Genomic DNA, 20,598 nt, shown 5'->3' with positions numbered 1-20,598 from the left:
CAGGCAACGAACAAGGAAAAATATCATGGGAAAAGTGACTGGTTTCATGGAGTATGAGCGCATTGAAGAAGGCTACAAGCCCGTGCCCGAGCGCCTGAAAAACTACAAAGAGTTTGTCATTGGTCTGGATGACCAAGCTGCCAACACCCAAGCGGCCCGTTGTATGGACTGCGGTACACCGTTTTGCAACAACGGCTGCCCGGTCAACAACATCATTCCAGACTTCAATGATCTGGTTTACCACGGTGACTGGAAGGAAGCCATTGATGTGCTGCACAGCACCAACAACTTCCCCGAGTTCACTGGCCGCATTTGTCCTGCACCCTGCGAAGCGGCTTGTACGCTCAATGTCAATCAGTTGGCTGTCGGTATCAAGAGCATTGAACATGCGATCATCGACCGCGCCTGGGAAAACGGTTGGGTCAAGCCTCAACCGGCCAAGATCAAGACCGGCAAAAAAATTGCGGTGGTGGGCTCTGGCCCCGCTGGTTTGGCGGCTTCCCAGCAGTTGGCGCGCGCTGGCCATGACGTGACGCTGTTTGAGAAAAACGACCGTGTGGGTGGCCTGCTGCGTTACGGTATTCCAGACTTCAAGATGGAAAAATCGCATATAGACCGTCGTGTCGAGCAGCTCAAGGCCGAGGGTGTGACGATTCGCACCAGCGTCTTGGTCGGTGAAATGCCCAAAGGCAGCAAGGTCACCAACTGGGCCAAGGAAACCATTTCTGCCGAGCAGTTGAAAAAAGACTTTGATGCCGTGCTGCTGACCGGTGGCTCAGAGCAGAGCCGTGACTTGCCAGTGCCTGGTCGTGACCTGGATGGCATTCACTTCGCCATGGAGTTTTTGCCCCAGCAAAACAAGATCAATGCCGGTGACAAGCTCAAGGGCCAGTTGCGTGCCGATGGCAAACACGTCATCGTGATCGGTGGTGGTGACACCGGCAGTGACTGTGTCGGCACCAGCAACCGCCACGGCGCGGTCAGTGTGACCCAGTTCGAAGTCATGCCTCAGCCCCCGGTGGAAGAAAACCGCCCCATGACCTGGCCCTATTGGCCCATGAAGCTGCGCACCAGCTCCAGCCACGACGAAGGTTGCCAGCGTGAATTTGCCATCTCCACCAAAGAATTCATCGGTGAAAAAGGCAAGGTTACCGGGCTCAAAACCGTTCACATCGAGTTCAAGGACGGCAAGATGGTGGAAATTGCCGGGACTGAAAAAGAGTACAAAGCCGATCTGGTGTTGCTCGCCATGGGCTTTGTCAACCCTGTGGCCACCGTGCTCGAAGCCTTTGGTGTGGACAAGGATGCTCGTGGCAACGCCAAAGCCAGCACCGACTTCACCGGTGGTTATGCCACCAACGTGTCCAAGGTGTTTGCCGCTGGTGACATGCGCCGTGGCCAGTCTCTGGTGGTCTGGGCCATCCGTGAAGGCCGCCAGGCAGCACGTGCCATTGATGAGTTTTTAATGGGATTCAGTGACCTGCCGCGTTGAGAAAAGCACCATCGCGTATGATCGAAGGGCCGGGTTAACCCCCGGTCTTTCTATTTATGGCCTCAAACACATCTAACTCTCTGGTTGAACTGGATCATCTTAGCTTTGGCTATGGTGAACGCTTGATTCTGGACAACGTGTCCTTGACCATTCCGCGTGGCAAGGTCACGGCCTTGATGGGAGCCTCCGGTGGCGGCAAAACTACCATCCTGCGACTGATTGGCGGGCAGGTGCAAGCGCAACAAGGGCAGATGCTGTTTGATGGCAAAGACATCACGCCCATGACTCAGCCTGAGTTGTATGCGGTACGGCGGCGCATGGGCATGTTGTTCCAGTTTGGTGCCTTGTTTGCTGATCTGGATGTGTATGAAAACGTGGCCTTCCCGCTGCGTGAACACACTGACCTGCCTGAGGCGCTGATTCGTGATGTGGTGCTCATGAAGCTGAATGCGGTGGGTTTGCGAGGCGCCCGCGAGTTGATGCCAAGCGATTTAAGCGGCGGTATGGCCCGCCGTGTGGCACTGGCGCGGGCCATTGCGCTTGACCCGGAGCTGGTGATGTATGACGAGCCGTTTGCCGGACTTGACCCGATTTCATTGGGCACTTCCGCCAGGTTGATTCGCGAACTCAATGATGCCATGGGCTTGACCAGTATTTTTGTCTCACACGATTTAGAGCAAACGTTTGCCATTGCCGACCAGGTGATTATTTTGGCCAATGGCAAAATTGCATGTCAGGGAACGCCCGATGAGGTGCGCCATAGCACCGATCCGCTGGTGTATCAATATGTGCATGCTTTGCCTGAAGGCCCGGTGCATTTTCACTATCCTGGACCCACCGTGGCGCAGGATTTTGCCGCCGAGGTATCCCCATGAGTGGATGGAGTCCCAGAGAAATTGGTTTTGTGGTGCGTCGCCAGCTGGATGCTGTAGGGTACGCCGCCCGGTTGTTTTTTCGCTTGTGCGCCAGTTTGGGGTATGCGCTCAAACGTAATGGCCTGGTGCGCGACCAGATTCATTTTTTGGGCAATTATTCACTGGCCATCATCGGCGTGTCTGGTCTGTTTGTGGGCTTTGTGCTTGGTTTGCAAGGGTATTACATACTGAAGCGTTATGGCTCTTCCGAGGCGCTGGGGCTGATGGTTAGCTTGAGCCTGATGCGAGAACTTGGACCGGTGGTCACTGCCTTGTTGTTTGCTGGTCGTGCGGGTACCTCGCTGACAGCCGAGATTGGTCTGATGAAAGCCGGTGAGCAGATCAGCGTCATGGAGATGATGGCTGTCAATCCCATTGAGCGGGTGCTCTGTCCCCGTTTTTGGGCTGGTGTGTTCACCATGCCGTTGCTGGCAGCGGTGTTCAGTGCCACGGGCATCATTGGCGGCTGGGTTGTGGGTGTATTGATGATTGGTGTGGATGGTGGAGCGTTTTGGAGTCAGATTCAAGGCGGGGTCGATGTGTTCAAGGATCTGGGCAATGGGGTGGTCAAGAGTTTTGTATTTGGCGTGGCGGTGACGTTTATTGCGTTGTTGCAGGGCTACAACGCACAGGCCACTCCTGAGGGGGTGGCCAAAGCCACCACACGCACAGTGGTGATGGCCTCCTTAACCGTGCTGGCGCTAGACTTTGTTCTGACCGCCATGATGTTTACGATTTGACATGAACCGCATGTCCCAAATGAGAAAGATGTTGCATGCAGCGCTCTAAAAATGATATCTGGGTTGGTATGTTTGTGCTGATTGGTGCCGTGGCCATTTTGTTCATGGCATTGCAGTCGGCCAACCTGCTGAGCTTGAGTTTTGAGAAAACCTATTCAGTGGCCGCCAAGTTTGACAATATTGGGGGGCTCAAACCCAAAGCGGCTGTGAAAAGCGCAGGCGTGGTGGTTGGTCGGGTGGAAAACATTGTGTTTGACGATAAGTCGTTTCAGGCCAAAGTAACGCTGGCACTGGAGAGTCGCTACAGTTTTCCCAAAGACAGCTCACTCAAAATCTTGACCAGCGGCTTGTTGGGTGACCAGTATTTGGGGATTGAGGCCGGTGCTGCTGATAAAAACCTCGGGCCAGGAGATGTCATTTCCAGCACACAATCAGCTGTGGTACTGGAAAACCTGATCAGCCAGTTCTTGTACAGCAAGGCGGCTGATCCGGCCGCACCGGGTGGAAGTAATAACAGTCAGGGAAAATAATGATTCAGGGAACAAGTTCGAGCAAGACCACCTGGCAGCGAATGGCCATGAGTGGTTTTTTGATGATGCTGTTGGCTGTTGCAGGCTGTGCAACGGGTCCCAGCGCCAATCCGCGTGACCCGTTGGAGCCTTTGAACCGGGGTGTGTACCACTTTAATGATGCCGTAGATCGGGTCGTGATCAAGCCGGTGGCAACAGTTTACAAAGACGTGTTGCCGCAGCCGGTTCGCACAGGAGTGAACAATTTTTTCAACAATTTGCAGGATGCCTGGTCGTTTGTGAACAACGCCTTGCAGCTCAAGGGTGAAGCCGCGGGCAACAGTCTGGTGCGTTTTGGGGTGAACACCGTTTTTGGTTTGGCTGGCTTGCTGGACATTGCAACCGAGATGCAAATTGAGCGTTACACCGAGGATTTTGGCCAAACCCTGGGTTATTGGGGGGTTGGGGCTGGCCCCTACGTTGTGCTGCCATTGCTGGGGCCGTCAACCGTGCGTGATACGGCTGCGTTGCCAGTGGATGCACAAGGTAATTTACTCTCTAATGTCAGCGATGTTCCTGCACGTAATTCTGCGACTGCCTTGAGTTTGCTGGATCGTCGTGCACGTTTGTTAAGTGCCACCGATATGCTTGACCAGGTGGCTCTTGATCCTTATACCTTTACCCGTGATGCGTTTTTGCAGCGCCGACGTAATCAGGTGTATGACGGAAATCCTCCCGATGAAGCTCTGCCGGATACACAAGATCAACCGGCCAACTAGCCTTTTTGGAAAGAAATTAATATGAATCGACGTTTTTTCACTCATTTTTTACTGACCTTGGCCGCAAGTCTGTCTATGGTGGCTGCGCCGGTTCGGGCGGCTGAAGAGGCTCCAGATGCCTTGATTGATCGGCTGACCAAAGAGGCACTTGACATTATTCAGACGGACAAAGCCGTGCAAGCGGGTGATGTTGCCCATCTGATTGTCTTGCTGGACGAAAAGGTCATGCCTTATCTGAATTTTCAGCGCATGACGGCCTCTGCTGTGGGTCCGGGTTGGCGTCAAGCCACCCCAGAGCAACGCAAACGTCTGGAGGCAGAATTCAAAACGCTGTTGGTTCGCACCTATGCCGGAGCCATTAGCCAGGCCAAAAACCTGACTTTCAGCGTCAAACCCTTGCGCGCTGCGCCGGAAGATAGAGAGGTGATTGTGCGCACCGTGATCAAGGGGCGTGGCGACCCGATCCAACTGGACTACCGGTTGGAAAAGTCTGCGGATAGCACCTCCGGCTGGCGGATTTTTAATCTCAATGTGTTGGGCGTTTGGTTGGTGGATACTTACCGCAGCCAGTTTGCCCAGGAAATCAACGCCAAAGGTATTGATGGCCTGATTGCAACCCTGGCAGATCGTAATAAAGCCAATTCAGCCAAAAATGACAAGTCGGCCAAGGGCTGAATATGCTGCAATTGCCAGCCATTCTGATACACCAAAACGCCACAGACTGCTTGTCGGAATTGCTGCAGGCCGTTCATGCTGAAAATTCTTCCACTGTGACCATCAACGCAGCTCCGTTGCAGCGCTTTGACTCTACGGCATTAGCTGTGCTGTTGGAGTTGCGCCGCTGCGCTGTCTCGCTAGGCAAGACCCTGACATTACAAGCCATCCCCCCCCGTTTTGCGGATTTGGCACGTTTGTATGGTATTGCCGAGTTGCTGCCAGCTCAGAAGCCATGCCCATGAGCGCAGGCGGATACCCCCCCGCGATTTCTTTTCAGAGCGTTTCCAAAAGTTACCCTTCTTCTCGCGGCTTGAAGGGGGAGCGTTTTTTGGCCTTGGATTCAGTGGATCTGGAGATTCAGCCAGGTGAGTTTTTTGGTTTACTGGGGCCCAACGGTGCCGGGAAAACGACACTGATCACTATTTTGGCCGGCTTGACCCAGGCGAGCTCGGGGCGGGTCAGTGTCATGGGGCATGATGTTCAAACCGATTTTGCGGCAGCCCGCCGTGCTCTGGGTGTGGTGCCACAAGAGTTGGTGTTTGACCCGTTTTTTAACGTGCGTGAAGCACTGGTATTCCAGTCGGGCTATTTTAGCGTGCGTCATAACGCTGCCTGGATTGATGAACTTTTGGAAAGTCTGGGGCTGACCGACAAGGCGCATGCCAACATGCGTGCTCTGTCCGGTGGCATGAAGCGCCGGGTATTGGTGGCGCTGGCGTTGGTGCACAAACCACCGGTCATCGTGCTGGATGAACCCACCGCCGGGGTGGATGTGGAATTGCGCCAAACCCTGTGGCATTTCATTGCCAAACTCAACAAACAAGGGCACACCGTGCTTTTGACCACGCATTACCTGGAAGAGGCAGAGGCCTTATGTGGCCGGATTGCCATGCTCAAAACCGGCAAAGTGGTGGCGTTGGACAGCACCAGTGCCTTGCTCAGTTCGGCTTCAGGCAATGTGCTGCGCTGCACGGTGGACGGCGAGTTACCGGCCGAGTTGGCCAGCAAGGCGCGCGTGACAGGTCGTGTGGTGCAGTTACCTGCCGTGGATGCCTTGGCGGTGGAGCACTATTTGACGCAGATTCGCCAGGCTGGTCTGACCGTGCGCGATATCGAGATTCGTCGCCCAGACCTGGAAGACGTGTTCTTGCAGGTGATGAATCAGCACCCTGGACGGGATGATCGGAGCCTGGTATGACCGGCTGGCAAATGTTGCTTTACAAGGAAGTGCTGCGCTTTGTGCGCGTGGCGGCACAGACCATCACAGGGCCCATTTTGACCGCCATGCTGTATTTGCTGGTATTTGGCCAGGCGCTGGAATCCCATGTGCGGGTCTATGACAACGTGAGTTACACCGCTTTTCTGGTGCCCGGTCTGGCCATGATGAGTTTGCTGCAGAACGCTTTTGCCAACAGCTCATCCTCCCTGATTGCCAGCAAGGTGATGGGCAACCTGGTGTTCTTGTTGCTCACGCCGCTATCTGCATGGCACTGGTTTGTGGCTTATGTCGGGGCGGCCATTGTGCGTGGGTTGGTCGTGGGTCTGGGGGTGTTGGCGGTGTCGCTGTTCTTTGCTGTACCACCTTTGGCACAACCGTTCTGGGCCGTGACGTTTGCCTTTTTGGGGGCGGCCCTGATGGGGGCCTTGGGCGTGGTGGCGGGTTTATGGTCTGAAAAATTTGACCAGATGGCCGCTTTCCAGAATTTTGTAGTGATGCCCATGACGTTCTTGAGTGGTGTGTTTTACTCCATCCACTCCTTGCCGCCGTTCTGGCAGACTGTGAGCCATCTGAATCCGTTTTTCTACATGATTGACGGTTTTCGTTATGGTTTTTTTGGTGCCAGCGACATTTCTCCCTGGTTCAGCCTGGCGGTTGTAGCCAGCGCCACCTTGGGTGTGGGGCTGTGGGCCTATGCCTTGCTGCGCAGTGGGTACAAAATCCGTTCCTGAAAACTTCAACTGTTGAGGAAAGCCTCAAACGCTTTTCCCCTCCAAAATATATGACTGCTGATCAAATCAAACAACTGATTGCCGCCAATCTGGCGTGCGACTACATCACTTTGGAAGGTGATGGCCGTCACTGGTACACCACCGTGGTGTCTGCCGAATTCGAGGGTAAACGCGCCATTACACGCCATCAGCGTGTCTATGCGACCCTGGGGGACAAGATGAAAACCGATGAAATTCATGCCTTGTCCATCAAAGCCTTTACACCGGCCGAATGGGCCGCACAACCGGTCTGAGCCATGGACAAGTTATTGATTCGTGGCGGGCGTGCGCTGCATGGGACGGTGATGATTTCCGGGGCCAAGAACGCTGCTTTGCCCGAGCTGTGCGCCGCCTTGCTGACCGAGGAGCCGGTCACTTTGCACAATATGCCGCGTTTGCAGGACGTGGCTACCATGCGCAAGTTGCTCGATCACATGGGGGTGCAAACCCAGACGCATGGCGAGCGCGGTGGCATGAGCCTGTGTGCTCCCGATACGATTAATCCCGAAGCACCTTACGAATTGGTCAAGACCATGCGGGCATCGGTGCTGGTGCTGGGGCCGTTGTTGGCGCGTTTTGGCCGCGCCAAAGTCTCTCTGCCAGGCGGTTGCGCCATTGGTTCACGCCCGGTGGACCAGCATATCAAGGGTTTATGTGCCATGGGTGCAGAAATTTCGGTGCAACATGGTTATATGGTGGCCAAGCTGCCAGCTGGCCGCACCCGACTCCAAGGCGCACGGATTGCCACCGACATGGTGACAGTCACCGGCACCGAGAATTTTTTGATGGCCGCAGCCCTGGCCGAGGGTGAAACCATTCTGGAAAACGCTGCACAAGAGCCCGAGATTCCTGACCTGGCCGAGATGCTGATCAAGATGGGTGCCCGTATTGAGGGTCATGGCACCAGTCGCATCCGTATTCAGGGGGTAGAAGCTTTACATGGCTGCACCCACCAAGTGGTGGCTGATCGTATTGAGACCGGGACATTTTTATGTGCCGTAGCTGCTGCGGGTGGTGACGTGGTGCTTCAGCATGGGCGACTGGATCACCTGGAGGCGGTGGTGGAAAAACTGCTCCATGCAGGTGTGACCGTCAGCGCTGTGCCTGAGGGCATCCGGGTTCAATCGGCTGGAGCCGCTCAGTTGAAGGCGCAAAGTTTTCGCACCACCGAATATCCTGGCTTTCCGACCGACATGCAGGCCCAGTTCATGGCACTCAATGCGGTGGCACAGGGCACGTCCAAAGTGACGGAAACCATTTTTGAAAACCGCTTCATGCACGTCAACGAGCTGGTGCGCCTGGGAGCCAATATCCAGATCGATGGCAAAGTGTCACTGGTGGAAGGTGTTCCGCGCTTGTCGGGTGCCACTGTCATGGCGACCGATTTGCGCGCCTCGGCCAGCCTGGTGATTGCCGGTCTGGTGGCTGAGGGTGAAACGCTGGTCGACCGTATTTACCATCTGGACCGTGGTTATGACCAGATGGAAGCCAAACTGCGCACTCTGGGTGCGGACATCGAACGACTGAAGTGATTCACAAGGTTGTTGTTTATGATTAAATTGATAGCGCTTTGCGCTTGATAAATAAGGGCTAAAGGCCAAAATGATCACTATTGCACTGTCCAAAGGACGTATTTTTGAAGAAACCCTGCCACTGCTCAAAGCCGCCGGCATCGAGGTGCTGGAAGACCCCGAAAAATCCCGCAAACTTATCCTGACCACCAACCAGCCCGATGTGCGTGTGCTGGTGGTGCGCGCCACCGACGTGCCCACCTATGTGCAATACGGCGGTGCCGACATGGGCATCACCGGCAAAGACACGCTGCTGGAGCACGGTAGCCAGGGCCTGTACCAGCCGCTGGATTTACAAATTGCCAAATGCCGCATCAGTGTGGCGGTGCGCTCGGATTTTGACTACGCCAACATGGTCAAAAAAGGTTCGCGTCTGACCGTGGCCACCAAATATGTGGCGATCTCAAGAGAATTTTTCGCCACCAAAGGTGTCCACGTCGACCTGATCAAACTCTACGGCAGCATGGAGCTGGCCCCTCTGGTGGGCATGGCCGATGCCATCGTTGATCTGGTCTCCACCGGCAATACCCTCAAAGCCAACCACCTGGTCGAGGTGGAACACATCATGGACATCAGCTCGCGTCTGGTGGTGAACCAAGCCGCGCTCAAGCTCAAACAGGCCCCGATTCGCCGGATCATAGATGCGTTTGAGTCGGCTATTGGCCAGTAACCTAACTTTTTAAAAACTATGAATTTGGTAGCTACCCCTGCAAGTCTATCAACCGCCAGCAGCACATTTGACGCTGAATTCAAGGCCCGTCTGCATTGGTCCGCGGACACCGACGCAGGCATTGAGCAGCGTGTGGCGGACATCTTGGCCGATGTTCAGCAGCGTGGTGATGCCGCCGTGCTGGACTACACCGCCCGTTTTGACGGCCTGAGCGCCAGCGCGGTGGCCGAGCTGGAGCTAACCCAGGCGGAACTCAAGGCAGCGTTTGAGGGCTTGCCCGACGTGCAGCGTCATGCCCTTGAATCTGCCGCCCAACGTGTGCGCAGCTACCACGAGGCACAAAAGAAGGCCAGCGGTGAGAGCTGGAGCTACCACGATGAAGACGGCACGTTGCTGGGCCAGAAAGTCACCCCGCTGGACCGCGTCGGCATTTACGTGCCTGGTGGCAAGGCGGCTTACCCCAGCAGTGTGTTGATGAACGCCATTCCCGCCCATGTGGCCGGTGTGGGTGAAATCATCATGGTGGTGCCCACACCCAAGGGCGAAAAAAACATGTTGGTGTTGGCGGCTGCGTATGTGGCGGGTGTGACCCGTGCCTTTACCATTGGCGGCGCGCAAGCCGTGGCCGCGCTGGCCTACGGCACAGCGACGGTGCCGAAGGTCGACAAAATCACCGGCCCCGGCAACGCCTATGTGGCCAGCGCCAAAAAGCGTGTGTTTGGTGTGGTCGGTATCGACATGATCGCCGGGCCGAGTGAGATTCTGGTGCTGGCCGATGGCAGTACGCCACCGGACTGGGTGGCCATGGATTTATTCAGCCAGGCTGAGCACGACGAGCTGGCACAAAGTATTCTGTTGTGCCCGGATGCCGCGTACATCGATCAGGTGCAGGCATCCATCAACCGTTTGTTGCCCGACATGCCCCGGCGCGAGATCATCGCCAAGTCGCTCACCGACCGTGGCGCGTTGATTCTGACGCGCCACATGGAAGAGGCCTGTGACATCGCCAACCGGATTGCCCCGGAACACCTGGAAGTCTCCAGCCGCGACCCACACCGCTGGGAGCCGCTGCTGAAACACGCCGGGGCGATCTTTTTGGGTGCTTTCACCAGCGAGAGCCTGGGTGACTACTGTGCTGGCCCCAACCACGTGTTGCCCACCAGTGGCACGGCGCGTTTTTCTTCGCCGCTTGGGGTTTATGACTTTCAGAAGCGCAGCAGCCTGATTGAGGTTAGCGAGGCGGGTGCCCAAACGCTGGGGCAAATTGCTTCGGTGCTGGCGCATGGTGAAGGTTTACAAGCGCATGCGCGGGCGGCCGAGATGCGGCTCAAGTGAATTTTCGGAAAACTTTTCAGAGATGACTTCATTGCCAACTGCACAGATTCAAAACCCGCTGACCCAGCGTATTCGCCCCGACGTACAAGCCATGCACGCCTATGTGGTGCAGGACTCCACGGGTATGGTCAAGCTTGATGCCATGGAGAACCCGCACCGCTTGTCGCCTGATCTGCAAGCCGCATTGGGCCAGCGCCTGGGGGCGGTGGCGCTGAACCGTTACCCGGCGGGTCGCATCAACGATTTGCGCCGCGCCCTGGCCGATCACACCGGCCTGCCTGCGGGCTACGACTTGATGTTGGGCAACGGCTCGGACGAATTGATCAGTCTATTGGCCCTGGCTTGCGCCATGCCTGCGGCCAGCGGCTTGCCAAAAGCCTATGTGCTGGCTCCGGTGCCGGGCTTTGTCATGTACGCCATGAGCGCCCAATTGCAAGGGCTGGACTTCTGTGGTGTGCCCTTGACGGCCGACTTTGAGCTGGATATGCCCGCCATGCTGGCCGCCATTGCGCAGCACCAGCCCGCGATCACCTACCTGGCCTACCCGAACAACCCGACGGCCAATTTGTGGGGTGATGAGGCGATGGAGGCCGTTATCCGTGCAGCAGGTGAAGTGGGTGGCCTGGTGGTGATTGACGAGGCTTACCAGCCCTTTGCCGCCAAGAGTTACCTGGATCGGTTGACGCGCCACCCGCATGTGCTGCTGCTGCGCACCCTGAGCAAGTTTGGTCTGGCGGGCATCCGTCTGGGTTACCTGCTGGGCCCGCAAGCGCTGATCGCCCAGATCGACAAGGTTCGCCCGCCTTACAACGTGAGTGTGCTGAACTGCGAGGCAGCTCTTTTTGCGCTCGAACATCAAAAGGTTTTTGAGGCTCAAGCGCTTGATATACGTGCGCAGCGCGCTCATATTTTTGAATCACTGACCCAATTGCCACAAGTGCATGCCTACCCGAGTGAAGCCAATATGCTGCTGGTACGTGTGCCGGATGCGCAAAAAACCTTTGACGGCATGGCCGCGCGGGGTGTGCTGGTGAAGAACGTTTCTAAAATGCACCCACTGCTGACCCAGTGCCTGCGCCTGACGGTGGGCACGGCCGAGGAAAATCACCTGATGTTGACCGCTTTGGAAGCTTCCCTATGACAAATTTTGCGTTGACCGAATTGCCTGAAAACCATGCGGCCCGTGTACCCCGCACGGCGGAGGTGGTTCGCAACACGGCCGAGACCAACATCACCGTACGCCTGAATCTGGATGGCACAGGCCAGTCGCGCCTGCACACCGGCATTGGTTTTCTGGACCACATGCTTGATCAGATTGCCCGCCATGGCCTGATCGACCTGGATGTGGATGCCGAGGGTGACCTGCACATTGATGGCCATCACACCGTGGAAGATGTCGGTATCACCCTGGGTCAGGCGGTGTTCAAGGCGGTGGGAGACAAAAAAGGCATTCGCCGGTATGGTCATGCCTATGTGCCGCTGGATGAAGCCTTGAGCCGGGTGGTGATTGATTTTTCGGGCCGCCCCGGCCTGGTGATGGATGTGCCCTTTACCAGCGGCATGATCGGCACGTTGGACACCCAGTTGGTGCACGAATTCTTTCAGGGCTTTGTCAACCACGCCCAAGTTACCCTGCACATTGACAACCTCAAAGGCTGCAACGCCCACCATCAGGCTGAAAGTGTGTTCAAGGCCTTTGCCCGTGCCCTGCGTGCGGCGCTGGAATATGACCTGCGTGCCCTGGGGCAAATCCCTTCCACCAAGGGTTCTTTGTAGTTTTATACATAAAAAAAGTGCCTCTAGCGCCTGAATTGATTGCACAATAAGCTATGAATTTAAAAGCAAATAGTGGATCTGGCAGAACCGTTGCTGTGGTCGACTACGGTATGGGCAACCTGCGCTCGGTTTCGCAAGCAGTACAAGCTGCTGCAGCGGGGACGGGTTTTCAGGTTGTTATCACACAAGACCCCGAGGTGGTGCGGCGTGCCGAACGGGTGGTGCTGCCCGGTCAAGGTGCCATGCCGGACTGCATGCGTGAGTTGCGCGAGTCCGGTTTACAGGACTCGGTGCTGGAGGCTGCGGCCAGCAAACCCTTGTTTGGCGTGTGTGTGGGTATGCAAATGCTGCTGGATCACAGTGCGGAGGGCAACACCCCCGGCTTGGGGCTCATTCACGGTGAGGTCATCAAATTTGACTTGGCTGGCCAATTGCAGAGTGATGGCAGTCGCTACAAAGTGCCGCAAATGGGCTGGAACCAAGTCTGGCGCGCCAACCATGGTGGTGCACCCCATCCGGTGTGGGGCGATGTGCCCGATGGCAGTTATTTTTATTTTGTGCACAGTTTTTATGTCAAACCGTCGGATGCACGCCACAGCGTAGGGGAAACCGATTACGGTCAACGCTTTTCCAGTGCGATTGCGCGTGATAATATTTTTGCCACCCAATTCCATCCTGAAAAAAGCTCCGAACACGGCTTGAGCCTTTACCACAACTTTCTCCACTGGAATCCCTGATTCAGTTTGCTCATCTGATGTGCCGCGCCACTGTCCCAGCATCATCCTTTCACTACTTGCTAGCAACGCGTCGGGGTTGCTGGTTCGGAACCGTTTGACGATTTTCCTTTTCTTATCTACCTCTAGCCCTGAGCATCATGCTTTTAATTCCTGCGATCGATCTTAAAGATGGCCATTGCGTGCGCCTGCAACAAGGTGACATGAAACTCTCTACCACGTTCAGCGAAGAACCGTCAGTCATGGCCCGCAGTTGGGTAGACAAAGGGGCGCGGCGTGTGCACCTGGTGGATTTGAATGGGGCTTTTGCCGGACAACCGAAAAACGAAGCCGCTATCCGCAAAATCCTGAAAAGCATTGGCAGTGAAGTGGATGTGCAACTCGGCGGTGGCATCCGTGACCTGGACACCATTGAGCGCTATCTGGACGCAGGCCTGCGCTACGTCATCATTGGCACGGCGGCTGTACGTAACCCAGGCTTTCTGCAAGATGCCTGCACCGCGTTTGGCGGCCATATCATCGTGGGCCTGGATGCCAAAGACGGCAAGGTGGCCACCGATGGCTGGAGCAAACTCACCAAACATGATGTGGTTGACTTGGGCAAGAAGTTTGAGGATTTTGGCGTTGAATCCATCATCTACACCGACATTGGCCGTGACGGCATGCTGACCGGTATCAACATTGAAGCCACCGTGCGCCTGGCGCAAGCCTTGACCATTCCGGTGGTTGCATCGGGTGGCCTGAGCAGCATGGCCGACATCGAAGCCTTGTGTGCCGTGGAAGACGAAGGTATTGAAGGCGTGATTTGCGGCCGTGCTATTTACAGCGGTGACCTGGACTTTGAAGCTGCGCAAGCGCGGGCAGACGAGTTGAACGGCTGATGCTGGCCAAACGCATCATCCCCTGCCTGGACGTGACCGGTGGTCGCGTGGTTAAAGGGGTTAATTTTGTTGAGCTGCGTGATGCCGGTGACCCGGTGGAAATTGCGGCGCGGTACAACGAGCAAGGTGCCGACGAGCTCACTTTTCTGGACATCACCGCCACCAGCGATGGCCGTGACTTGATTCTGCACATCATCGAAGCTGTGGCCAGCCAGGTGTTTATTCCACTCACCGTAGGTGGCGGTGTGCGTACGGTGGAGGATGTGCGCCGTCTGCTCAATGCCGGGGCTGACAAAACCAGCTTCAACTCGGCAGCCATTGCCAATCCGCAGGTGATCCGCGACGCTTCTGGCAAATACGGCGCTCAATGTATTGTGGTGGCCATTGATGCCAAACGCCGTGTCGGCGCAGACCTGGAGCGACTGGATGCACAAGGCCAACCGCTGGGCGCAGGCTGGGATGTGTACAGCCATGGCGGGCGCAAAAACACCGGCCTGGATGCGGTGAGCTGGGCGCGCCAGATGGCAGATTTTGGGGCTGGCGAAATTTTGCTCACCAGCATGGATCGAGATGGCACCAAGGCCGGCTTTGACCTGGACTTGACGCGTACTGTGAGTGATGCAGTGAGTGTGCCGGTGATCGCGTCTGGCGGTGTGGGCAACCTGGATCACCTGGCTGATGGCATTCAGCTCGGCCGGGCCGATGCGGTGCTGGCGGCCAGCATCTTCCACTACGGTGAATTTACCGTGGCGCAGGCCAAGGCGCGTATGGCCGAACGTGGCATTCCCGTCAGGCTTTAATTTCAAGCTGTTTTAGCCTCTAGCGCTTATGCATATTGCGTAAGAAGCTATTTTATTTGTAGCATTCATCCTTCCTCACAAAACCTATGAACTGGTTAGACACCCTCAAATGGGACGAACAAGGCTTGATTCCGGCCATTGCGCAGGAGCAGGGCAGCAATGATGTGCTGATGATGGCCTGGATGAACCGCGAGGCATTGGAGAAAACCGCTGAACTCGGGCGGGCGGTGTATTTCAGTCGTTCCCGCAACAAGTTGTGGTTCAAAGGTGAAGAATCCGGCCATGTGCAAACCGTGCATGAGATTCGTGTTGACTGTGATGCCGATGTGATTTTGCTCAAAGTCACACAAACCGGCCACACGCCGGGTCTGGCTTGCCACACCGGGCGGCACAGTTGTTTTTACCGGGTATATAACAATGGCGGCTGGCAAACCGTTGACCCGGTGTTGAAAGACCCGCAAACCATTTACAAAAGCTGATGAGTACTGAACAAAATTCCGCCGATGCCCTGGCCGCCCTGGCCGCTGTGATTGAGTCGCGCCTGCCAGCCCATGGTGGCAACCCCGAGGCGAGTTATGTCGCGCGCTTGCTGCACAAGGGGCCAGATGCGTTCTTGAAAAAAATTGGCGAGGAAGCCACCGAGGTGGTGATGGCTGCCAAAGATGCCGACCACGGTGGTGACAAGGCCAACGTGGTCTACGAGGTGGCTGATCTGTGGTTTCACAGCATGATTGCACTGGCGCACTACGGTTTGAGCCCGGCCGATGTGATTGCCGAGTTGCAGCGCCGGGTCGGCCAGAGCGGGCTGGAAGAAAAAGCCTTGCGCAAGGTGAAAGCACGTGAGGCGCAAGCCCTTGCCGATGATGCAGGGGAAGCTTCTTGACATCAAATTTCAACACCAACCAACAAACTACGTCCGAGTCGGGCGTGCTGGACGTTCAGACCCTCAACGGCCTGAATGCCTGGGGCACGGTGAGTTATGTGTTGCATTTGATTGTGGCGGTGGCTGCCATCATTCCAGGCGCACAGGCTGGCCCGGTGCTGCTGGTTGTGGCACTGGTGATCGATCTGGCCAAGCGGGGTGATGCGGCGGGCACTTGGCACGCCTCTCACTTTCGCTGGCGCATTCGCACGGTGATGATTGCCGCGCTGCTGTATGCGGTGACTGCACCGCTGTGGTTGTTGCTGTTTTTGCCTGGCTGGCTGGCCTGGTTGGGCATATCCATCTGGTTTTTGTACCGTATCGTGACGGGTATGGTGCGTTTGAATAAAGGGCTTCCCATGGAGATGTCAACATGACAGCACACCCCCAGCACACCGATCCGAATTGCCTGTTTTGCAAAATTGCGGCAGGGCAAATCCCCTCCAAAAAAGTGCATGAAGATGACGAGTTTTATGCGTTTCATGACATTCACCCCTCGGCACCGGTGCATTTTTTGATCATTCCCAAGCTACACATTGCCTCCATGGCCTTGGTCACGCTTGAGCACGCGCCTATGCTGGGCCGCATGATGGCGCTGATCCCCCAGCTGGCCTTGCAAGAGGGTTGTCGCCCTTATCCCGAAGGGGGGTTCCGACTGGTGGTCAACACTGGTGCGGATGGTGCGCAGGATATCCATCACCTGCACCTGCACGTGATGGGCGGGCCACGCCCCTGGTTGAGGGGTTAATTTCCATCTCAATGGTCGGTATGCTCAGGCGTGCCCCTAAAATTCAATGATTCGTTAGGAGAATACTATGGGTTCTTTTTCAATTTGGCACTGGTTGATTGTTCTGTTGATCGTCATCATGGTGTTTGGCACCAAAAAGCTCAAAAACCTGGGTAGTGACCTTGGTGGTGCGGTCAAGGGTTTTAAAGAAGGTATGAAGGAAGGCAGCTCGGAGCCGGCGGAAGACAAGCCAGCAGCGCCTTCAAAAGTTGCCGGCACGGCTTCCGAAAAAACCACGATTGACGTGGAAGCCAAGCAAAAGTCTTGATGACAATGTCTGGCACAAGATTGGCCGAGCATGATTGATCTGGGTATCTCCAAACTGGCGATGATTGGTGCGGTTGCGTTGATCGTTATTGGTCCGGAAAAATTACCGCGTGTGGCACGTACTGTGGGTAACTTGATCGGCAAGGCGCAACGGTACGTGTCTGATGTCAAAGCTGAGGTTAACCGTTCCATGGAGCTTGATGAGCTCAAGAGAATGAAAGACTCGGTAGAGAACGCAGCCAAAGATGTCAGTCAATCCATTCAGTCCAATGCCCAGGATTTTGAAAAAACCTGGGCAGAGGCCACCCATATGGCCTCTGCGGGCTCGTCAGATGACCTCCTGTCTTTGCCGGTATCTGTCCCCGAGTATCGTCACCCCAAGAAAAACTGGCGCCTGAAACAAGGTGCCACGCCCAATTGGTACAAGGCCCGTGCAGGTGTGCGTACCCGGGCGTTGTCAGGTGCCGCCCGTGTGGCACGCTATCGGCCAACCAAATTTAATTGATGTCAGATTCTCCTGAAAAAAAAGACGAGCTGGCTGGAACAGAGCAGCCCTTTGTAGCCCATCTGGTTGAACTACGAGATCGCTTGGTAAAAGCGGTTCTGGCTGTGGCAGTGATCGCCATCGCCCTTGGCATTTATCCAGGACCGGCGGCGTTGTACGATCTGATGGCCGCACCTTTGGTGTCTCACCTGCCCAAAGGTGCCACCATGATTGCCACATCCGTGATATCACCATTTATGGTGCCGCTGAAAGTGCTGTTGATGACGGCATTCATGATCGCCTTACCGGTCGTGCTCTACCAGCTGTGGGCGTTTGTCGCACCAGGTTTGTACTCACATGAGAAAAAACTGGTATTGCCTTTAGTGGTGTCGAGCACCATTTTGTTTTTTTTGGGCGTGGCGTTTTGTTATTTCTTCGTGTTTGGCAGGGTGTTTGCCTTCATTCAGAGTTTCGCACCGGCCAGTATTACGGCATCCCCGGACATCGAGGCTTACTTGAGCTTTGTGTTGTCGATGTTTTTAGCCTTCGGCATGGCGTTTGAGGTACCAGTGGTGGTGGTGGTCCTGGCACGGATGGGTATTTTCAGCATTGATAAGCTCAAAGAGTTTCGCGGTTATTTTGTTGTGCTCGCCTTCATCATTGCCGCCATCGTGACACCGCCGGATGTGGTGTCGCAGTTGGCGTTGGCCATTCCAATGGTGTTTTTGTATGAAATGGGTATTTGGGCTGCACAAATCTTCATCCGCCACACCAAAGCTCCAGAGAGTGCCGAAGAGGTCTCTTGAGTTCAAGAAAAATAGCTGTCATCTGTTGATGGATAAGCGCCGACAGCTATTGAATCTATAGTTTTATTGTGGTTCTTGTGGCCTTGGTTTGGGCCTTACGCCTGGGGTTACCTGTAATTTGGTTTTACCATTGGCGCGCTGGACTTCAAAAACAGCTTCTGAGCCAGGTTTGAGTGAAGCCACTTGGGTCAGCAACTCGGCCACATTGTGAATTTCTTTGCCTGCGACCAATGTGACGATATCACCTGGTTTGATGCCAGCTTTCGCTGCTGGGCCGTTCTGCAGCACGCCGGTGATGATCACACCCTGTTGGGTATCCACGCCAAAAGTTTGTGCCAGTTCAGGGGTCAGCTCGTTGGGCTCCACACCAATCCAGCCGCGGGTGACCTGGCCGTCTTTCACAATGCCTTCTAAAACCAGCTTGGCGGTGGACACCGGAATGGCAAAACCAATGCCCATGCTGCCACCCGAGCGGGAGTAGATGGCGGTGTTGATGCCCAATAGGTTGCCTTGTGTGTCCACCAGGGCACCGCCGGAGTTGCCTGGGTTGATGGCCGCATCGGTCTGGATGAAGTTCTCAAAGGTGTTGATGCCAAGCTGGTTGCGTCCCAGTGCACTGACAATGCCGCTGGTCACGGTTTGCCCGACACCAAACGGGTTGCCAATGGCCAGCACCTGGTCGCCGACTTGCAGGCTGTCCGAGTTGCCCAGCACGATCACCGGCAGACGATCCAGGTCAATTTTTAGCACAGCCAAGTCAGCATCCGGGTCGGTGCCAATGACTTTGGCGCGGGCGTGGCGACTGTCGTTGAGGATCACTTCGATTTCATCAGCGTTTTCGACCACATGGTTGTTGGTCAGGATGTAGCCATCCGGGCTGACAATCACGCCGCTGCCAAGACCCACTTGCGGCTGGTTTTGTTGCTCCCCAAAAAAGAACTTGAACCATGGGTCAGCCCCATGCGGGCCTTGTCGGGCATTTTTGCTGGTGTTGATACTGACGACCGCCTGTGAAGACTTTTGCGCCGCAAGACGAAAGCTGCCCGCAGGCACGTTTGAGGTGGTAGCCGCAGGCGCTTCCAGTACTGCCACACTGCTTGAGCGCCCGTCACGCAAGTCCAGCCATTGGGGTTTCAAGGTGCCAACCACAAAATAAGCGGCCAGCAACACGGTGACGGATTGAGAAAACAGTAACCAAAATCGTTTCATGGACAATGCCAAAAATGGCCCAGTAAGGGTGAAAAATCTGCAAGACAATAAATTGTAGGTTGCGGCCCAAATTTCAATGTCTAAGTTCACCATCACGATCCATGCGCAGCCCCAGGCTCCTGGCAAGCCTGCGGTAGGTGCGCCGTGTAATGGCTGCGGCGTGTGTTGTTTGATGGAACCCTGTCCTTTGGGCATCGTGTTGTCTGGCCGACGTATCGGTGCGTGTGATGCCTTGTGCTGGCGGGACGAAGATCATCTCTACCGTTGTGGGGCCATCACACAGCCGTTGCAGGTGGTGTATGGGTGCTTACCTCAAAGGCTGCGTTGGGCTGCGCCCCTATTCGCCTGGGTGTTGCAACGCTTGGCGCATCGTTGGGTCGCTGCTGGGGTAGGGTGTGACTGTGATGCACAAGTCGCTGACTTATGATGTCATTTTGCCTATTGAGATATTTGCTTTATGACCGAAAGAACTGAATTGTTGGCAGCGTTTGATACGTTGCTGCAGCCGGAGCGATATCGCGACTATGGCCCCAACGGTTTGCAAGTGGAAGGCCGCAGTAGTGTAAAAAAAATAATCTCAGGTGTGACTGCCAGTCGTGCCTTGATTGAGGCTGCCATCGATGCTCAGGCTGATGCGATTTTTGTTCACCATGGGCTGTTCTGGCGTGGGCAAGACGGGCGAGTCACTGGCTGGATGAAGCAGCGTTTGGCCTTGCTGCTGGCACATGACATCAATTTGTTGGCCTACCATTTGCCGCTGGATGCGCATCCTGAGCTGGGCAACAACGCACAGTTGGGTCGTCAACTTGGGTTGGTGGGTGTATCGCACTTTGGTGAGCAAGACATGGGCTGGCTGGGCTGTCGTTCTGATGGTGCCACGTTTGCCAGTGCCCAAGCCTTGGCTGACCATGTATCTTTCATATTAAATAGGCCTGTTAAGCTTGTCAATCAAGCGCAAAAAGCTATTAAAAATATAGCATGGTGCAGTGGCGGTGCACAGGGCTATTTTGAGGCGGCCATCGCAGCCGGTGCGGATGCATTCATCACCGGTGAGCTGTCAGAGCCACAGGCGCATTACGCGCGTGAATGTGGCGTGGCTTTTATCGCCTGTGGTCACCATGCCAGTGAGCGTTATGGCGCACCGGCGGTGGCTGCGTATGTGGCAGCGCAATGCGGCCTGGAACATGAATTTATCGACATTGACAATCCTGCCTGA

At 55.5% G+C, this 20,598-nt stretch carries 28 protein-coding genes; 27 read left to right on the top strand and 1 reads right to left on the bottom strand.

The window, feature by feature from the left end; all coding sequences use genetic code 11:
- Window positions 1-25 precede the first annotated feature (25 nt).
- The 25 genes from gltD (at window position 26) to tatC (ending at window position 18,173) form a co-directional block, all read left to right on the top strand.
- Window positions 26-1,492: a glutamate synthase subunit beta gene (gltD, locus tag LDN84_RS16835; protein ID WP_223904583.1), complete on the top strand. Its 1,467-nt coding sequence runs from the start codon at window positions 26-28 to the stop codon at window positions 1,490-1,492.
- Window positions 1,493-1,548: 56 nt separating this feature from the next.
- Window positions 1,549-2,367, top strand: coding sequence for an ABC transporter ATP-binding protein (locus LDN84_RS16830; RefSeq protein ID WP_223904582.1), 819 nt, complete (start codon window positions 1,549-1,551; stop codon window positions 2,365-2,367).
- Window positions 2,364-3,146 (top strand): lipid asymmetry maintenance ABC transporter permease subunit MlaE, encoded by a 783-nt coding sequence (mlaE, locus tag LDN84_RS16825; RefSeq protein ID WP_223904581.1) that lies wholly within the window; start codon window positions 2,364-2,366, stop codon window positions 3,144-3,146. Before LDN84_RS16830 ends, mlaE begins: the two co-directional genes overlap by 4 nt.
- Before the next feature lie 35 nt (window positions 3,147-3,181).
- On the top strand, window positions 3,182-3,676 hold the full coding sequence (mlaD, locus tag LDN84_RS16820; RefSeq protein WP_223904580.1) for an outer membrane lipid asymmetry maintenance protein MlaD: 495 nt from the start codon (window positions 3,182-3,184) through the stop codon (window positions 3,674-3,676).
- 41 nt (window positions 3,677-3,717) lie between these two features.
- Window positions 3,718-4,434 carry an MlaA family lipoprotein gene (locus LDN84_RS16815; RefSeq protein WP_223913075.1) on the top strand — a complete coding sequence of 239 codons (717 nt, stop codon included), beginning with the start codon at window positions 3,718-3,720 and terminating at the stop codon, window positions 4,432-4,434.
- A 21-nt stretch (window positions 4,435-4,455) separates the two neighbouring features.
- A complete protein-coding gene (locus tag LDN84_RS16810) occupies window positions 4,456-5,109 on the top strand; it encodes an MlaC/ttg2D family ABC transporter substrate-binding protein (RefSeq protein WP_223904579.1) in 654 nt (217 codons plus the stop codon).
- Window positions 5,110-5,111: 2 nt separating this feature from the next.
- The gene (locus LDN84_RS16805) at window positions 5,112-5,393 is read left to right on the top strand and encodes an STAS domain-containing protein (RefSeq protein WP_223904578.1); all 282 of its coding nucleotides are present in this window, start codon (window positions 5,112-5,114) and stop codon (window positions 5,391-5,393) included.
- Window positions 5,390-6,349 (top strand): ABC transporter ATP-binding protein, encoded by a 960-nt coding sequence (locus tag LDN84_RS16800; RefSeq protein ID WP_223904577.1) that lies wholly within the window; start codon window positions 5,390-5,392, stop codon window positions 6,347-6,349. Before LDN84_RS16805 ends, LDN84_RS16800 begins: the two co-directional genes overlap by 4 nt.
- On the top strand, window positions 6,346-7,101 hold the full coding sequence (locus LDN84_RS16795) for an ABC transporter permease (RefSeq protein WP_223904576.1): 756 nt from the start codon (window positions 6,346-6,348) through the stop codon (window positions 7,099-7,101). Before LDN84_RS16800 ends, LDN84_RS16795 begins: the two co-directional genes overlap by 4 nt.
- Before the next feature lie 50 nt (window positions 7,102-7,151).
- Window positions 7,152-7,394, top strand: coding sequence for a BolA family protein (locus LDN84_RS16790; RefSeq protein ID WP_223904575.1), 243 nt, complete (start codon window positions 7,152-7,154; stop codon window positions 7,392-7,394).
- Between the two features lie 3 nt (window positions 7,395-7,397).
- Window positions 7,398-8,672 (top strand): UDP-N-acetylglucosamine 1-carboxyvinyltransferase, encoded by a 1,275-nt coding sequence (gene murA, locus LDN84_RS16785; protein WP_223904574.1) that lies wholly within the window; start codon window positions 7,398-7,400, stop codon window positions 8,670-8,672.
- A gap of 70 nt (window positions 8,673-8,742) precedes the next feature.
- A complete protein-coding gene (hisG, locus tag LDN84_RS16780) occupies window positions 8,743-9,381 on the top strand; it encodes an ATP phosphoribosyltransferase (protein WP_223904573.1) in 639 nt (212 codons plus the stop codon).
- Window positions 9,382-9,399: 18 nt separating this feature from the next.
- Window positions 9,400-10,716, top strand: a complete 1,317-nt coding sequence (gene hisD, locus LDN84_RS16775) for a histidinol dehydrogenase (RefSeq protein ID WP_223904572.1) — start codon at window positions 9,400-9,402, stop codon at window positions 10,714-10,716.
- A 22-nt stretch (window positions 10,717-10,738) separates the two neighbouring features.
- Complete coding sequence (gene hisC / locus LDN84_RS16770) at window positions 10,739-11,857, top strand: histidinol-phosphate transaminase (protein WP_223904571.1); 1,119 nt, start codon at window positions 10,739-10,741, stop codon at window positions 11,855-11,857.
- Window positions 11,854-12,492, top strand: coding sequence for an imidazoleglycerol-phosphate dehydratase HisB (gene hisB / locus LDN84_RS16765; RefSeq protein WP_223904570.1), 639 nt, complete (start codon window positions 11,854-11,856; stop codon window positions 12,490-12,492). Before hisC ends, hisB begins: the two co-directional genes overlap by 4 nt.
- A gap of 53 nt (window positions 12,493-12,545) precedes the next feature.
- Window positions 12,546-13,229 carry an imidazole glycerol phosphate synthase subunit HisH gene (hisH, locus tag LDN84_RS16760; protein WP_223904569.1) on the top strand — a complete coding sequence of 228 codons (684 nt, stop codon included), beginning with the start codon at window positions 12,546-12,548 and terminating at the stop codon, window positions 13,227-13,229.
- 137 nt (window positions 13,230-13,366) lie between these two features.
- Window positions 13,367-14,107, top strand: a complete 741-nt coding sequence (gene hisA, locus LDN84_RS16755; RefSeq protein WP_223904568.1) for a 1-(5-phosphoribosyl)-5-[(5-phosphoribosylamino)methylideneamino]imidazole-4-carboxamide isomerase — start codon at window positions 13,367-13,369, stop codon at window positions 14,105-14,107.
- A complete protein-coding gene (gene hisF, locus LDN84_RS16750; RefSeq protein WP_223904567.1) occupies window positions 14,107-14,907 on the top strand; it encodes an imidazole glycerol phosphate synthase subunit HisF in 801 nt (266 codons plus the stop codon). Before hisA ends, hisF begins: the two co-directional genes overlap by 1 nt.
- 86 nt (window positions 14,908-14,993) lie before the next feature.
- Window positions 14,994-15,386, top strand: coding sequence for a phosphoribosyl-AMP cyclohydrolase (gene hisI / locus LDN84_RS16745; RefSeq protein ID WP_223904566.1), 393 nt, complete (start codon window positions 14,994-14,996; stop codon window positions 15,384-15,386).
- Complete coding sequence (locus LDN84_RS16740) at window positions 15,386-15,790, top strand: phosphoribosyl-ATP diphosphatase (protein ID WP_223904565.1); 405 nt, start codon at window positions 15,386-15,388, stop codon at window positions 15,788-15,790. Before hisI ends, LDN84_RS16740 begins: the two co-directional genes overlap by 1 nt.
- Before the next feature lie 44 nt (window positions 15,791-15,834).
- On the top strand, window positions 15,835-16,206 hold the full coding sequence (locus LDN84_RS16735) for a DUF4870 family protein (RefSeq protein WP_223913072.1): 372 nt from the start codon (window positions 15,835-15,837) through the stop codon (window positions 16,204-16,206).
- A complete protein-coding gene (locus LDN84_RS16730; RefSeq protein WP_223904564.1) occupies window positions 16,203-16,577 on the top strand; it encodes a histidine triad nucleotide-binding protein in 375 nt (124 codons plus the stop codon). The genes LDN84_RS16735 and LDN84_RS16730 overlap by 4 nt, the downstream gene beginning before the upstream one ends.
- A 67-nt stretch (window positions 16,578-16,644) precedes the next feature.
- Complete coding sequence (gene tatA / locus LDN84_RS16725) at window positions 16,645-16,884, top strand: Sec-independent protein translocase subunit TatA (protein ID WP_223904563.1); 240 nt, start codon at window positions 16,645-16,647, stop codon at window positions 16,882-16,884.
- Between the two features lie 30 nt (window positions 16,885-16,914).
- On the top strand, window positions 16,915-17,388 hold the full coding sequence (gene tatB / locus LDN84_RS16720; RefSeq protein WP_223904562.1) for a Sec-independent protein translocase protein TatB: 474 nt from the start codon (window positions 16,915-16,917) through the stop codon (window positions 17,386-17,388).
- Window positions 17,388-18,173 carry a twin-arginine translocase subunit TatC gene (tatC, locus tag LDN84_RS16715; RefSeq protein WP_223904561.1) on the top strand — a complete coding sequence of 262 codons (786 nt, stop codon included), beginning with the start codon at window positions 17,388-17,390 and terminating at the stop codon, window positions 18,171-18,173. The genes tatB and tatC overlap by 1 nt, the downstream gene beginning before the upstream one ends.
- A 63-nt stretch (window positions 18,174-18,236) precedes the next feature.
- On the opposite strand, the gene LDN84_RS16710 is transcribed toward tatC, so the two are convergent.
- Window positions 18,237-19,382, bottom strand: a complete 1,146-nt coding sequence (locus tag LDN84_RS16710) for a S1C family serine protease (RefSeq protein WP_223904560.1) — start codon at window positions 19,380-19,382, stop codon at window positions 18,237-18,239.
- A gap of 76 nt (window positions 19,383-19,458) precedes the next feature.
- Here LDN84_RS16710 and LDN84_RS16705 point away from each other — a divergent pair, with 76 nt between their 5' ends.
- Both LDN84_RS16705 and LDN84_RS16700 read left to right on the top strand, forming a co-directional pair.
- Window positions 19,459-19,809 carry a hypothetical protein gene (locus tag LDN84_RS16705; RefSeq protein WP_223904559.1) on the top strand — a complete coding sequence of 117 codons (351 nt, stop codon included), beginning with the start codon at window positions 19,459-19,461 and terminating at the stop codon, window positions 19,807-19,809.
- 30 nt (window positions 19,810-19,839) lie between these two features.
- Window positions 19,840-20,598: a Nif3-like dinuclear metal center hexameric protein gene (locus LDN84_RS16700; RefSeq protein ID WP_223904558.1), complete on the top strand. Its 759-nt coding sequence runs from the start codon at window positions 19,840-19,842 to the stop codon at window positions 20,596-20,598.

The organism is Rhodoferax lithotrophicus, assembly GCF_019973615.1.
GTDB classification, from domain to species: domain Bacteria; phylum Pseudomonadota; class Gammaproteobacteria; order Burkholderiales; family Burkholderiaceae_C; genus Rhodoferax; species Rhodoferax lithotrophicus.
The sequence above is the reverse complement of the archived record's forward strand: the minus strand, read 5'-3'. Positions and strand labels throughout refer to the sequence as shown.

What these genes read in the sequence shown, in the direction of transcription:
- gltD (WP_223904583.1), top strand. Translation starts at nt 26, where the DNA reads ATGGGAAAAGTGACTGGTTTCATGGAGTATGAGCGCATTGAAGAAGGC.
- LDN84_RS16830 (WP_223904582.1), top strand. Translation starts at nt 1,549, where the DNA reads ATGGCCTCAAACACATCTAACTCTCTGGTTGAACTGGATCATCTTAGC.
- mlaE (WP_223904581.1), top strand. Translation starts at nt 2,364, where the DNA reads ATGAGTGGATGGAGTCCCAGAGAAATTGGTTTTGTGGTGCGTCGCCAG.
- mlaD (WP_223904580.1), top strand. Translation starts at nt 3,182, where the DNA reads ATGCAGCGCTCTAAAAATGATATCTGGGTTGGTATGTTTGTGCTGATT.
- LDN84_RS16815 (WP_223913075.1), top strand. Translation starts at nt 3,718, where the DNA reads ATGGCCATGAGTGGTTTTTTGATGATGCTGTTGGCTGTTGCAGGCTGT.
- LDN84_RS16810 (WP_223904579.1), top strand. Translation starts at nt 4,456, where the DNA reads ATGAATCGACGTTTTTTCACTCATTTTTTACTGACCTTGGCCGCAAGT.
- LDN84_RS16805 (WP_223904578.1), top strand. Translation starts at nt 5,112, where the DNA reads ATGCTGCAATTGCCAGCCATTCTGATACACCAAAACGCCACAGACTGC.
- LDN84_RS16800 (WP_223904577.1), top strand. Translation starts at nt 5,390, where the DNA reads ATGAGCGCAGGCGGATACCCCCCCGCGATTTCTTTTCAGAGCGTTTCC.
- LDN84_RS16795 (WP_223904576.1), top strand. Translation starts at nt 6,346, where the DNA reads ATGACCGGCTGGCAAATGTTGCTTTACAAGGAAGTGCTGCGCTTTGTG.
- LDN84_RS16790 (WP_223904575.1), top strand. Translation starts at nt 7,152, where the DNA reads ATGACTGCTGATCAAATCAAACAACTGATTGCCGCCAATCTGGCGTGC.
- murA (WP_223904574.1), top strand. Translation starts at nt 7,398, where the DNA reads ATGGACAAGTTATTGATTCGTGGCGGGCGTGCGCTGCATGGGACGGTG.
- hisG (WP_223904573.1), top strand. Translation starts at nt 8,743, where the DNA reads ATGATCACTATTGCACTGTCCAAAGGACGTATTTTTGAAGAAACCCTG.
- hisD (WP_223904572.1), top strand. Translation starts at nt 9,400, where the DNA reads ATGAATTTGGTAGCTACCCCTGCAAGTCTATCAACCGCCAGCAGCACA.
- hisC (WP_223904571.1), top strand. Translation starts at nt 10,739, where the DNA reads ATGACTTCATTGCCAACTGCACAGATTCAAAACCCGCTGACCCAGCGT.
- hisB (WP_223904570.1), top strand. Translation starts at nt 11,854, where the DNA reads ATGACAAATTTTGCGTTGACCGAATTGCCTGAAAACCATGCGGCCCGT.
- hisH (WP_223904569.1), top strand. Translation starts at nt 12,546, where the DNA reads ATGAATTTAAAAGCAAATAGTGGATCTGGCAGAACCGTTGCTGTGGTC.
- hisA (WP_223904568.1), top strand. Translation starts at nt 13,367, where the DNA reads ATGCTTTTAATTCCTGCGATCGATCTTAAAGATGGCCATTGCGTGCGC.
- hisF (WP_223904567.1), top strand. Translation starts at nt 14,107, where the DNA reads ATGCTGGCCAAACGCATCATCCCCTGCCTGGACGTGACCGGTGGTCGC.
- hisI (WP_223904566.1), top strand. Translation starts at nt 14,994, where the DNA reads ATGAACTGGTTAGACACCCTCAAATGGGACGAACAAGGCTTGATTCCG.
- LDN84_RS16740 (WP_223904565.1), top strand. Translation starts at nt 15,386, where the DNA reads ATGAGTACTGAACAAAATTCCGCCGATGCCCTGGCCGCCCTGGCCGCT.
- LDN84_RS16730 (WP_223904564.1), top strand. Translation starts at nt 16,203, where the DNA reads ATGACAGCACACCCCCAGCACACCGATCCGAATTGCCTGTTTTGCAAA.
- tatA (WP_223904563.1), top strand. Translation starts at nt 16,645, where the DNA reads ATGGGTTCTTTTTCAATTTGGCACTGGTTGATTGTTCTGTTGATCGTC.
- tatB (WP_223904562.1), top strand. Translation starts at nt 16,915, where the DNA reads ATGATTGATCTGGGTATCTCCAAACTGGCGATGATTGGTGCGGTTGCG.
- tatC (WP_223904561.1), top strand. Translation starts at nt 17,388, where the DNA reads ATGTCAGATTCTCCTGAAAAAAAAGACGAGCTGGCTGGAACAGAGCAG.
- LDN84_RS16710 (WP_223904560.1), bottom strand. Translation starts at nt 19,382, where the DNA reads ATGAAACGATTTTGGTTACTGTTTTCTCAATCCGTCACCGTGTTGCTG.
- LDN84_RS16705 (WP_223904559.1), top strand. Translation starts at nt 19,459, where the DNA reads ATGTCTAAGTTCACCATCACGATCCATGCGCAGCCCCAGGCTCCTGGC.
- LDN84_RS16700 (WP_223904558.1), top strand. Translation starts at nt 19,840, where the DNA reads ATGACCGAAAGAACTGAATTGTTGGCAGCGTTTGATACGTTGCTGCAG.